Here is a 10943-nt window from a genome sequence, read left to right on the forward strand (position 1 = left end):
ACGAGGGTTTCAGTGGAAGTCCCTGGAACCTGGCAGGATTCTCACGTCCCTGGGATGACGGTGCGAAGGGTGACGGGCCGATTGGGGGTTGGCCACCACATCGGCCCGAGCCAGCTGGATATCGGTCTCGTGGTCTTCGGAAAGGCGTGACAGTTCGGGCGTCCGGTCGATGACCCGCCGGGCGACGAGATGGACGACGCCTTCAGGGCTCTTCTCCACCAGGCCCTCCACCTCCATCAGGCGGGCGGCCATCACCTCGCGCCGGAACTGTTCGAACATCCGCGCCCAGAGCACCACATTGACGATGCCGGTCTCGTCTTCGAGCGTGACGAAGATGGCGTTGCCGGAGCCAGGACGCTGACGCACCAGCACCACCCCAGCCACCCGGGCGGTCACGCCGCTCCGCCTGGCCGTCGTTTCCGCGCAGCTGAGCACCCCCTCGCCTGCGAAGATCGGGCGTAGCAGCCCCATGGGATGGGCCTTCAAGGAAAGCCGCGTGGTCTGGTAGTCGGCGGCCACATGCTCGCCCAGGGGCATCAGCGGCAGATGGACGTCCGGCTCGGCCCCCAGCTCCCGCGCGCCCCGCGCCCGCGCCGCAGCGAAGAGGGGCAGGGGGTCATCGTCGGGCAGGCGACGCACCGCCCACAGGGCCTGGCGCCGATCCAGCCCCGCCGAGCGGAAGGCGTCGGCGTCGGCCAGCTTGCGCATGGCGCCGCCCGGCAGGTTGGCCCGCCTGGCCAAGACCTCGACATCGGGGAGGGGGCCGTCGCGCGCCGCCACGAGGGCGGTCGCCCAGTCCTCGCGGAAGCCGTCGATCTGGCGCAGGCCGAGCCTGAGGGCCGGCGCGTCGGCTGGCCCCTCCAGATGATTGTCCCAGCCGCTGAAGGCCACGTCGATGGGGCGCACCTCCACCCCATGCTCCTGGGCGTCGCGGACGATCTGGGCGGGCGCGTAGAATCCCATGGGCTGGCTGTTCAGCAGCGCGCAGGCGAAGGCCGCCGGATGGTGGCGCTTGATCCAGGATGAGACATAGACAAGCTGGGCGAAGGAAGCCGCATGGCTTTCGGGGAAGCCGTAGGAGCCGAAGCCCTTGATCTGTTCGAAGCAGCGCCGTGCGAATTCCGGGTCATAGCCCCGGGCGATCATCCGGTTGACCATCCGGCCTTCATAGGTGTGCAGGGTCCCGTCGCCGCGGAAGGTGCCCATGGCCTTGCGCAGGCCGTTGGCCTCGGCCTCGGTGAACTCCGCCGCCACCATGGCCACGCTCATGGCCTGTTCCTGGAACAGCGGCACCCCCAGCGTGCGGTTGAGGACGTTCTTCAGTTCGTCTTTGTGCCCGTGCTCCGGGCTTGGAGAGTCGTATTTGACCTCCTCCAACTTACTCCGGCGGCGCAGATAGGGGTGGACCATGTCCCCCTGGATGGGCCCCGGCCGCACGATGGCCACTTGAATCACCAAGTCATAGAGGCGTCGCGGCTTCAGCCGCGGCAGCATGTTGATCTGGGCCCGGCTCTCCACCTGGAAGACGCCGATGGAGTCGCCCTGACACAGCATGTCGTAGACCGCCGGATCCTCCTGCGGAACGGTGTGAAGCTGCCAGTCCTCGCCGGAATGGCCGCGGATCAGGTCGAAGGCCTTGCGGATGCAGGTCAGCATGCCGAGCGCCAGCACATCGACCTTCATCAGACGCAGCTCGTCGATGTCGTCCTTGTCCCATTCGATGAAGGTACGGTCAGCCATGGCCGCATTGCCGATGGGGACCAGGTCGTCCAGCCGCCCGCGGGTCAGGATGAAGCCCCCCACATGCTGGGAAAGATGGCGTGGAAAACCCAGCAGCCGGGTGGCCATGGCCACCGCACGGCCGATCATGGGGTTGGCCGGGTCCAGACCCGCCTGCTGCACATGGCGATCGCCGATCTCCGCCCCCCAGCTGCCCCACTGGCTGGCGGCCAGGCGGGCCGTGACGTCCTCGGTTAGGCCCAGGGCCTTGCCCACCTCGCGGATGGCGCTCTTGGGACGATAGCGGATGACCGTAGCGGCGATGCCCGCCCGGTGGCGGCCATAGCGCTCATAGATGTGCTGGATGATCTCCTCGCGTCGTTCATGCTCGAAATCGACATCGATATCGGGGGGCTCGTTGCGATTGGAGGACAGGAAGCGCTCGAACAGCAGCTCATGGGTCGCCGGGTCGACGCAGGTGATGCCGAGCACGTAGCAGACTGCGGAATTGGCCGCCGAGCCTCGGCCCTGGCAGAGGATGCCCTTGTCCTCAGCCACTCGGACAATATCCTGAATTGTCAGGAAGTAAGGGGCGAGACTTCGCTCACCGATAAAGGCCAGCTCCTTGGCCAACAACTTCTGGACCTTCTCCGGCGCACCCTTTGGATAGCGGATGTCAGTGCGCCGCCGGACCAGCTCCTCCAACCAGCCTTGCGGGCTCCAGCCTGGGGGGATGGGCTCCTCCGGATATTCATAGCGGAGGTCCGAAAGATCGAAGGCGACGCGGTCGAGGAGGCGAAGGGTTTCGGCGATGGCCTGCGGCGCGTCGCGGAACAGGCGGACCATTTCCTCGGGCGGCTTCAGCCAGCGCTCGGCGTTGGCGGCCAGCAGGCGGCCGGCGACCTCGATGGTCACGCCGTGGCGGATGCAGGTCAGCACATCCTGCAGGTCGCGTTCTTCGGCCGAGTGATAAAGGACGTCATTGACCGCGAGCAGCGGGATCTCGCTCCGGGCCGCCAGGTCCTGCAGCCGCGCCAGCCGTCGGCGGTCATCGCCCCGCCGCAGCATGGCGGCTGACAGCCAGAGCGCGCCGGGCGAGGCCTGGGCCAGACGCGGCAGGACGGTCTCCAGGTCCGCCAGCCGCTCAGGGGGCATGACGATCAACAGCAGGCCGTCCAGGTGGTTCAACAGATCGTTCAGGCCAATCTCGCAGGCGCCCTTGCGCGCCCGCCGGTTGCCCAGGCTGAGCAGGCGCGTCAGCCGCCCCCAGCCTTCGCGGCTTTCGGGATAGGCCAGGATGTCGGGGGTCCCGTCGTTGAAGACCAGTCGCGCCCCCAGGATCAGACGAAAGCCTGCGGCCCGGCGCTTGATCTCTTCCGACAGGCTGGGATCGTTCAGGGGGTCTTCCTGGAAAGCCACCTCGCCCGGCGCTCCCCCGTCCCGCAGCTTCTCCGGCGGCGCGAGGCCATCGCGGCGCAGGTCGTTCAGGGCGCTCCAGGCCCGCACCACCCCGGCCACCGTATTGCGGTCGGCCAGGCCCAGCCCGGCCTGACCGCGCAACAGGGCGGTCAGCACCAGGTCCTTGGGATGGGAGGCGCCCTGCAGGAAGGAGAAGTTGCTGGTGGCCGCCAGCTCGGCATAGGCCGGGGACGAGGGGAGGGGGAGGGGCCGCGCCGTCATGGGAAAAGGCCGTGGATGTACCAGCGCGGCTCCGGCGCCTGGCCATACAGGCCCTGTCGGAACAGCCAGAAGCGGCGGCCCTCGCTGTCCTCCACCCGGTAATAGTCACGGGTCTTCTGGTCGGGCGCCCGCCACCATTCGCCGGCGATCCGCTCCGGCCCCTCGGCGCGCACCACCTGATGCAGCACGCGCCGCCAGCGGAAGCGCAGGGGCGAGCCGTCGGGCACCTCGGCCAGGGTCTCCACCGGCTGGGGAGGGTGGAACATCTGCAGGGGCCGCAGAGGCGGGGCCTCCGGCGCGCGCTCCGGCCACGGCGCCTGGCTCGCGCCTGCGCTGGCCGAAACCAGCCGCCCGGCGCGTTCTGGGATATGGGAGCCCACCGCCTCGAACCGCAGCACCGCCTGCGGCCCCAGCCTTGCGGTCAGGCGGTCGATCAGGCGGCTGAAATCCTCGTCGGTGGGCCGGTCGCCCTCCAGGCCTCGCTGGGTCGGGGCCAGGATTTCGGTGACCAGGACCGACAGGCGCATCTGGTCGAAGCCGAATCCGGGATCGAGGGGATTGGCCAGCGCGCCCAGCCGTTCGCGAAACAGCCGGACCAGGCTCGGCGGGTCCCGGGTCGGGCGGCCGGTGCGCACCGCGACCCGGCGCACCTCGCCGTCCACTCGGTAGAAATCCACGCCGAAACCCCGGCCCCCGTGGCCCAGCTGGTCCAGGCGGTCGGCCGCCTCATCCAGCAGGTCGGCGAGGACCTGCTCTACATAGTCGGGATTGGAGATCGGCTCGAAGAAAAGACGGTCCACGACAATGGGCGGTGGGGTGCGGTGCGGGGTGATCCGGATGTCCTCATCCCCCAGAATCCGCGCCAGCCGGGCGGGAAAGCCTGCGCCGAACCGCGCCGCCAGAGGCGCCCTGGGGCGATCGTCAAGGTCGCTCAGCCGCTTCAGTCCCGCCCGCCGCAGAGCGCTTTCCTCAGGCTGCGACATTTCCAGGGCCGCCACCGGCAGGCGGCGCAGACTGTCGCGGGCCGCCTGCGCGGTGAAAATTCTGGCCGGACCAAAACGCGCCAGGGCCCGGGCTGCCTGGGGCGTATCGGCCAGAGCGGCGCGGATCTGCAGGCCGATGCGCCGGGCGCGGCCCTCCACCGCCTCGACCAGACCCGCCTCGCCGCCGAACAGGTGGGCGCAGCCGGTGATGTCCAGCACCAGGCCGTGGGGCGGATCGAGGGCGATCATCGGGGTGAAACGGTCGAAATCCTCCAGCACTCGAGCCAGCAGGGCCGCGTCGGCCTCCGGGCGATGGGGCAGGGTGCGCAAGCTCGGGACCCGCGCCCGGGCGTCGGCCAGGGTCAGGCCCGGCGAAAGGCCAGCCCTGGCCGCGGCCGGGTCCACCGCCGCCAGGCGCAGGGCGCCTTTGACCTTCTCGACCAGAACAATGGGCAGGACGACCGGCGTGAGTTGCGACTGCCCCGTTTCAGGCGACCCGTCTTGGCCCGGAGTCTCCCGCGCGGCCGCCTGGCGCAGACGCCGTTCGGTGGGCAGCCAGGGGAACCAGATCGCCAGATAGCGGCGCCGGCGGGCGGAACGATCGATGGTCACGGTCCCACTCCATGGGCCAGGTCTTGGTTTCGCCGCCGCCGCTGCGCCGTCGCAGCAGCGTGGCCAGAAAGGAAGGATGTCCGGGCGCGCCAGCCTCCAGGGGCCGTGAGGCCATGGCCCGGATCGCCCAACGGGTCTCGGCCGCGCTGGGCGCTGGAACGGCGCCCGCCCGGGCCAGGAACAGCGCCCCGCCGGTCTCAGCCGCCAGGGCCAGGCGTCGGCTGGCCGTCAGGCTCAAGGCCTTGGCCTCACCCCAGGCGCTCAGCAGAACAGCGCCCACAGCGGGACTGCGCAGGGCGTCTTCACCCACGGCCAGCAGGGCCTTCATGTCGCGGACCCGCACCAGCAGCAGGCCCGCCGGATCGACGCCCATTTCCTGAAGGCCCGGGCCATGGGGCCGGCCGGCCTCGTTGGCCATCTGGTCGTGCAGTCCCCAGACGATGGGACGTCCGGCCGCGACGCGTTGAGCCAGGCCCAGACCAAAGGCGTTGACGGCCGCGGCGTCGGCCACGCTGTCGGCATAGAGGTCGTGAAGCCCTTGAAAATCCGCGCTGAATGGCGAGAACTCCGCCACAGCCTCAGAGGTCGTCCGCACCCGACCGCCGCCGGGACCCTCAAGGGTCGCCAACTGGGTTCGAAGGGCGGCGATCTGGCCACGCTCTGAAGACTTGTTCCTCATTTGTTCTATTTGCGTCGCTGAGAACGCCAGAGTCAAGAACCGCTCCGACTCAGCCCCTATAATTTCCGATAATCTATCTTAGGCGCATTATATCCACGCTATCTGAAGCCGTTGCAATTCGGGACTGATCGGTACAAAACTATCTCCCATGGCCCGCCCCGTGGAATTCGACCGAACCCTCGCCCGTGATCGCGCCCTGCTGCTGTTCTGGCGCCGCGGCTATCAGGCCGCCTCGCTCTCAAACCTCCTGGCCGTCATGGAGATCAGCCGGAGCAGCTTCTACGCCGCCTTCGGCGACAAGCGCGCCCTGTTCCTGGAATGCCTGGACCTGTTCGCCGAGCGGACCCTCAACTTCCTGAACGGGACCCTTGAGACGAACCCGCCGCTGGACGGTCTGAAGCAGTTCTTCGAGATCGGCCTGGGGCGCATGGGCGACGGCGAGTCCCACTGGGGCTGCCTCCTGGTGAACACCAGCCTGGAGATGGCCGGGGTGGACGACGCCCTGAGCCAACGGGCCAGCGCCCATCTGGCCCAGGTCCAGGCCGCCTTCGAAGCTAGCCTTCTGACGACCGGATGTTCGCCGCAGAAAGCCGCCGACCTCTCGGCGGTGCTCATGCTGCTCCTGGAGGGCCTGCGCGTCTCCAGCCGGCGCGCCCTGCCCCCGGAGACACAGCGCAACCAGATCCACACCGCCTTCCGCATCGTCGATGCGGCCCTCTGACCCTTGCGATCCAGGTGAGTCCCGATGAAACACGCCGTCCAGGTCGAAGTCCTCCGCGAACTCCTGCAGCAGCTCGATGAGGGCGTGAACGCCGACGCCGGCGGCGTCCGCGCCGCACCGGCCACGACCTATACCTGTCCCGACCTGGCCAAGCAGGAATGGGCGCGGTTCTTCCGCGGCCATCCCCAGGTGGTGGGTATGAGCGGCGACCTGCCGGAGCCCGGCAGCTTCATGACCACCGAGGACTTCGGCGTCCCCGTGCTGGTGACCCGCGACCGGGACGGCGTGGCGCACGCCTTCCTGAACGCCTGCCGCCATCGGGGCTCGATGGTCGAACAGGCGCCCAAGGGGCGGAAGACGCTGTTCACCTGCCCGTTCCACGCCTGGACCTACGACGCCGCCGGCGCACTGGTGGGCCTGCCGATGGAAGCGCATTTCGGCGCCGTCGACCGCGCCTGCCTGGGCCTGGTGGAACTGCCCTGCGTCGAACACCTGGGCTTCCTGCTGGTCCATCCCGACCCCAAGGGCGTCATCGACACCGAGGCCCTGTTCCAGGGCGTGGCCGAGGACTTCGAGTCCTGGGGCTGGGGCCGATATGTCGTCGGCCTGGAACAGGCCCTGGACATGAAGCTGAACTGGAAACTCGCCACCGACACGTTCGGCGAAACCTACCACTTCAAGCGGCTGCACAAGGACACCCTTGCCAACAACTTCCATGGGGATGTGCTGTCCTATCGGAGCTATGACCGGAACCACAGGATGATCCTGTGCCTGAAGGGCATCGACGCCCTGCGCGACAGGCCGGAGGCCGAGTGGCGCATCGAGGACGGCGGCTTTCCGGTCTACTTCCTGTTCCCGAACGTGGTGATCAATGTGGACGCCCACCGCATCGCCGTGGTGCGGGTCTATCCCCACCCGGACGATCCCGGCCGGTCGGTCTCGAAGATCAGCTACTATTTTGCGCCTGAAGCGCTGGCCGAAAACCCGGCGTTAGCCACCACCTTCTCGGAAGCCTTCACCCGGGTCGTCGCCGCCGAGGACTACGCCACGGCCGAAACCACCCAGCGCGCCCTGGCGTCAGGCCTGCTGCCCGAGGTGCTGTTTGGCCGCAACGAGCCGCCGCTGCACCACTATCACAACACCTTTCGCAAGGCCCTCGACCTGGAGCCGCTGCCCTTCCTGGCCCCGACGAGTTAGCCGCCTACCAGAGGCTGGCCTGGGCGCGTCCCGGCCATTGGCGGTCGTAGTCTTCGCCGCCCTCCTGCTGGTCGGACATCGCCGCCAGGATCTGTCCGGGCGTCGGCAGGCTGTCCGGCGCCACGTGGCGGGCGGCGTCCCACAGGTGCGACCGCACGATGGCCCGGGCGCACTGGAAATAGACCGCCTGGGTTTCGAGCACGATCGCGCAGCGCGGCGGTTTTCCCTCGACGGCGAAGCTGGCCAGGAGATCCTCGTCGATCGACAGGCGCGCGCGCCCATTGACCCTCAGGCAGGTTCCGGAGCCGGGTATGAGGAACAGGAAGGCGGCGCGCGGATCGCGCACGATGTTGCGGAGGCTGTCGCAGCGATTGTTGCCGCGGCGGTCGGGCATCACCAGCCGGTTCGGGGCCTCGATCCGCACAAAGCCCGGCTGGTCGCCCCGCGGCGAGCAGTCCAGCCCCTCCGGCCCGCTGGTCGCCAGGGCCACAAAGGGCGAGGCCTCCACGAAAGGCCGGTAGAGCGCCGTCACATGGTCGGCGACCTTCACCGTCGAGGCGGCGTTGGCCGACCCATAGAGGGCCTCCAGATCGGCGATGGTTTCAATGAACGACATGAGCCCCCTCCTTCGATCACCGGTGAGATCAAGCGTCAGGATGAAGCATCTCCCGCGTCGAGAACATAGGTGGCGGGGGGCGGAAGAAGACCCAACCGCCCGCCCTTACCCATCAAGCGCCGACGGGGGGTCATCGGCTTTCCAGCCAGGAAGGCCCAGCGCGACGAGCCAGAAGGTGAAGCCGCCGATCAGGCCGAGGGCGAAGATCCCGCTGATCGACCCGAGCGCTTCCAGCCAACCCCAGAGGGTCCTGGCGCCATGCTCGACCGTGACGCGCTGGCCAGAACTGGCGAATTCCGGAGCTGGACCAAAGATGACGAGCAGCATGCATGGGGCCACCGCGATCAGCCCACCGGTCAGGGCGATGTAGACAAGCCTCGGCTCCAACCGGTTGCGCAGAAGGAAATAGGCCGGCGCCCCGAACAGCAAGGCCGTCGGAAAGGCTGCAAAGGCGAAAAGTGCAAACCACTGTGGATAGCCGCCATTCGGCTGGCCATCAAAGAGGGTCAACGTCGCGGCCAAGGCCGAGGGTGCCAGGGGTGCGATGAGAAAGGCGAGGATAATCCGTTCAGGCCGCGGACGCTGAAGATCCATATTGGCCGGCTCCCTCCCCTGGTCTCGCATCCTAGCCCAGGGCGACCCAAAACCAAGGCCGGCAACACAAAGGCCGGCGTCGCGGAGACGCCGGCCTTGATCGCCGGATGGTGACGGCGCTCGGGCGGCCCCGCCTGGGGGCCGCGTATTCTCAGATCGTCTCGGCCTTAGCCGTTGACGGCGTCCTTCAGGGCCTTGGCCGGCTGGAACGACACCTTCTTGGAGGCGGCGATCTGGACGGCTTCGCCGGTCTGGGGGTTGCGGCCCGTGCGCGCCGGCTTGTTCTGCACCTTGAACTTGCCAAAGCCCGGCACGGACACTTCCTCACCGCTGATGGCGGCGTCGCGGATGGCGGCGAAAACGCCGTCCACAATCTGCTTGGCTTGCGCCTTGGTCAGCTTGTCGTCGGCCGCGGCGACGCGATCGATGATGTCGGAGGTGTTCATGGATGGCTCCAGGTTGGGAATCGGCCTTGGACACTGCCAAGGCCTTGGGCGGGTGTCACCTGAGCAAATGGACCCAAGACCCACAATTCAAGGGATTTTTTGTTCACTAAGGTGAACGGGAGGTTGTATTCGCCCCTTTTCGCCCCAGATTGGGCGCCTCGACCCCTTGCGCCGACTCCGGGCACAACCGGCTCATGACCGAAGACGCCCCCGTCCCCAACGGCAATTCAGGCCAGATGGCCTCCCCATCCTACCGTCTGGCGGCCCTGGACCAGGACTTCCTGCTGGGGGACTCCATGCGCGGCGTGCGCTTCCTGCTGGAGTACGCCAAGGCCGAGGAGGCCCTGCGGAAGTGGGGCGTCCTGTCGACCATCGTGGTGTTCGGCAGCGCCCGGGTGCGGCCCGACGGTCCCGGGGAAGAGCCTCGCTGGTACGCCGCGGCCCGGGAATTCGGACGCCTGGCTTCGGCGCAGGGCGGCGCCCTGCTGAACGGGGCGGACGGGCGGCATAATGTGGTCGCAACCGGCGGGGGGCCCGGCATCATGGAGGCGGCCAACCGCGGCGCCTCCGACATCGGTGCGCCGTCCATCGGCTTCAACATCACCCTGCCCCACGAGCAGGAGCCAAACCGCTACTCGACCCCGGAACTGACCTTCCGATTCCACTATTTCGCCATGCGCAAGATGCACCTGGCCATGCGAGCCAGCGGGCTGGTGATCTTTCCAGGCGGCTTCGGCACCCTGGACGAATTTTTCGAGCTTCTGACCCTGCGCCAGACCCACAAGAGCCCGCCGATCCCCATCGCCCTGTTCGATGAGGCCTATTGGCGAAAGGTGATAAATTTCGAGGCCTTGGCTGAACACGGCATGATCGCTTCGGCTGATCTGGACCTGTTCGGGTACGCCGACACGCCGGAGGATGTTTGGCGAGTTCTTGAGGCCAAGGGGTTGCACGCCGTCGAATAGCCCCCAACCTTCCCTACCGTCACAGTGGCGCCACGGTTTCGCCGCATCGTCGCTCGGGATTCAATCGGAGGCTGCCCCATGCTCAGGATCGCGCTCGGCGCCCTGGCCGCCCTCGCCATGGCGAGCCTTGTTTTGCCCGGCCTGGCGGCGGCTGACCAGATCGACCCCGTGCAGCCCCCCGAGGTCACCGTATCCATCGCCCCCGAATTCCGTGAGAAGGCCCTCAAAACCTATGGCCTGCCCGAAATCGAGCGACTGGCCGATGGTCTGAGGGACGAGGTCGCCCGGGAACTTGCTCGCACCGGCGTCATGGCCGGGGGCCGGGTCGAGCTCGTGCTCACCGACGCCAAGCCCAACCGGCCGACCCGCAAGGAGCTGGGGGACCGTCCCGGGCTTTCATTCCGCAGCTTCTCCCTCGGCGGCGCGGCGATTGAAGGCCAGATGATCACCTTCGACGGCAAGGTCATGCCGGTCACCTTCAGCTGGTACGCCACCGACATCACCGATGCCCGGCGCCAGGCGGTATGGGGTGACGCCCATTGGACCTTCGACCGCTTCGCCCATCGCCTCAGCCGGGGTCAACTCTACGCCCTGCGGTGATGTCCCTGCGGTGATGCAGGCTTGCCTCTGGGGACGGGGCGCGGTCTGATCGAGACTTGTTAGAGTTCCCCCGCGAGATATTCCATCATGTCGTCTGAGCGTCGCTCGAGCTGGACCCTCGCGGCTCTGGC

General features: G+C 68.0%; 10 protein-coding genes. 4 read left to right on the forward strand and 6 right to left on the reverse strand.

The annotated features are described in order from the left end of the window. Positions 1-9 precede the first annotated feature (9 nt). Genes V7702_RS10045 through V7702_RS10055 form a run of 3 tightly spaced genes read right to left on the reverse strand, consistent with a single transcriptional unit; the run spans position 10 to position 5673 of the window. A complete protein-coding gene (locus V7702_RS10045; RefSeq protein ID WP_335649976.1) occupies positions 10-3399 on the reverse strand; it encodes an error-prone DNA polymerase in 3390 nt (1129 codons plus the stop codon). Continuing rightward, complete coding sequence (locus V7702_RS10050) at positions 3396-4988, reverse strand: Y-family DNA polymerase (protein WP_335649985.1); 1593 nt, start codon at positions 4986-4988, stop codon at positions 3396-3398. Before V7702_RS10050 ends, V7702_RS10045 begins: the two co-directional genes overlap by 4 nt. Beyond that, positions 4870-5673: an ImuA family protein gene (locus V7702_RS10055; protein WP_335649977.1), complete on the reverse strand. Its 804-nt coding sequence runs from the start codon at positions 5671-5673 to the stop codon at positions 4870-4872. Before V7702_RS10055 ends, V7702_RS10050 begins: the two co-directional genes overlap by 119 nt. 148 nt (positions 5674-5821) lie before the next feature. Between V7702_RS10055 and V7702_RS10060 the strand changes: the two genes are divergently transcribed. Together V7702_RS10060 and V7702_RS10065 are read left to right on the forward strand one after the other, a co-directional pair. Beyond that, a complete protein-coding gene (locus V7702_RS10060) occupies positions 5822-6394 on the forward strand; it encodes a TetR/AcrR family transcriptional regulator (RefSeq protein ID WP_335649978.1) in 573 nt (190 codons plus the stop codon). Positions 6395-6418: 24 nt separating this feature from the next. Further along, positions 6419-7591: an aromatic ring-hydroxylating oxygenase subunit alpha gene (locus V7702_RS10065; RefSeq protein ID WP_335649979.1), complete on the forward strand. Its 1173-nt coding sequence runs from the start codon at positions 6419-6421 to the stop codon at positions 7589-7591. 4 nt (positions 7592-7595) lie between these two features. On the opposite strand, the gene V7702_RS10070 is transcribed toward V7702_RS10065, so the two are convergent. The 3 genes from V7702_RS10070 to V7702_RS10080 all read right to left on the reverse strand — a co-directional run bounded on the left by V7702_RS10070 (position 7596) and on the right by V7702_RS10080 (position 9247). Then, entirely contained in the window at positions 7596-8207 is a 612-nt protein-coding gene (locus tag V7702_RS10070) for a pyridoxamine 5'-phosphate oxidase family protein (RefSeq protein ID WP_335649980.1), read from the reverse strand. Positions 8208-8312: 105 nt separating this feature from the next. After that, complete coding sequence (locus V7702_RS10075; protein WP_335649981.1) at positions 8313-8801, reverse strand: hypothetical protein; 489 nt, start codon at positions 8799-8801, stop codon at positions 8313-8315. Between the two features lie 167 nt (positions 8802-8968). After that, entirely contained in the window at positions 8969-9247 is a 279-nt protein-coding gene (locus V7702_RS10080) for an HU family DNA-binding protein (protein ID WP_300579223.1), read from the reverse strand. A 194-nt stretch (positions 9248-9441) separates the two neighbouring features. Between V7702_RS10080 and V7702_RS10085 the strand changes: the two genes are divergently transcribed. Continuing rightward, positions 9442-10212: an LOG family protein gene (locus V7702_RS10085; RefSeq protein WP_335649982.1), complete on the forward strand. Its 771-nt coding sequence runs from the start codon at positions 9442-9444 to the stop codon at positions 10210-10212. 78 nt (positions 10213-10290) lie between these two features. Then, on the forward strand, positions 10291-10812 hold the full coding sequence (locus tag V7702_RS10090; RefSeq protein ID WP_335649983.1) for a hypothetical protein: 522 nt from the start codon (positions 10291-10293) through the stop codon (positions 10810-10812). The last annotated feature ends 131 nt before the right edge of the window (positions 10813-10943 follow it).

Source organism: Phenylobacterium sp., assembly GCF_036963605.1.
Taxonomy (GTDB): domain Bacteria; phylum Pseudomonadota; class Alphaproteobacteria; order Caulobacterales; family Caulobacteraceae; genus Phenylobacterium.

What these genes read in the sequence shown, in the direction of transcription:
- V7702_RS10075 (WP_335649981.1), bottom strand. Translation starts at nt 8,801, where the DNA reads ATGGATCTTCAGCGTCCGCGGCCTGAACGGATTATCCTCGCCTTTCTC.
- V7702_RS10085 (WP_335649982.1), top strand. Translation starts at nt 9,442, where the DNA reads ATGACCGAAGACGCCCCCGTCCCCAACGGCAATTCAGGCCAGATGGCC.
- V7702_RS10060 (WP_335649978.1), top strand. Translation starts at nt 5,822, where the DNA reads ATGGCCCGCCCCGTGGAATTCGACCGAACCCTCGCCCGTGATCGCGCC.
- V7702_RS10065 (WP_335649979.1), top strand. Translation starts at nt 6,419, where the DNA reads ATGAAACACGCCGTCCAGGTCGAAGTCCTCCGCGAACTCCTGCAGCAG.
- V7702_RS10080 (WP_300579223.1), bottom strand. Translation starts at nt 9,247, where the DNA reads ATGAACACCTCCGACATCATCGATCGCGTCGCCGCGGCCGACGACAAG.
- V7702_RS10090 (WP_335649983.1), top strand. Translation starts at nt 10,291, where the DNA reads ATGCTCAGGATCGCGCTCGGCGCCCTGGCCGCCCTCGCCATGGCGAGC.
- V7702_RS10055 (WP_335649977.1), bottom strand. Translation starts at nt 5,673, where the DNA reads ATGAGGAACAAGTCTTCAGAGCGTGGCCAGATCGCCGCCCTTCGAACC.
- V7702_RS10070 (WP_335649980.1), bottom strand. Translation starts at nt 8,207, where the DNA reads ATGTCGTTCATTGAAACCATCGCCGATCTGGAGGCCCTCTATGGGTCG.
- V7702_RS10045 (WP_335649976.1), bottom strand. Translation starts at nt 3,399, where the DNA reads ATGACGGCGCGGCCCCTCCCCCTCCCCTCGTCCCCGGCCTATGCCGAG.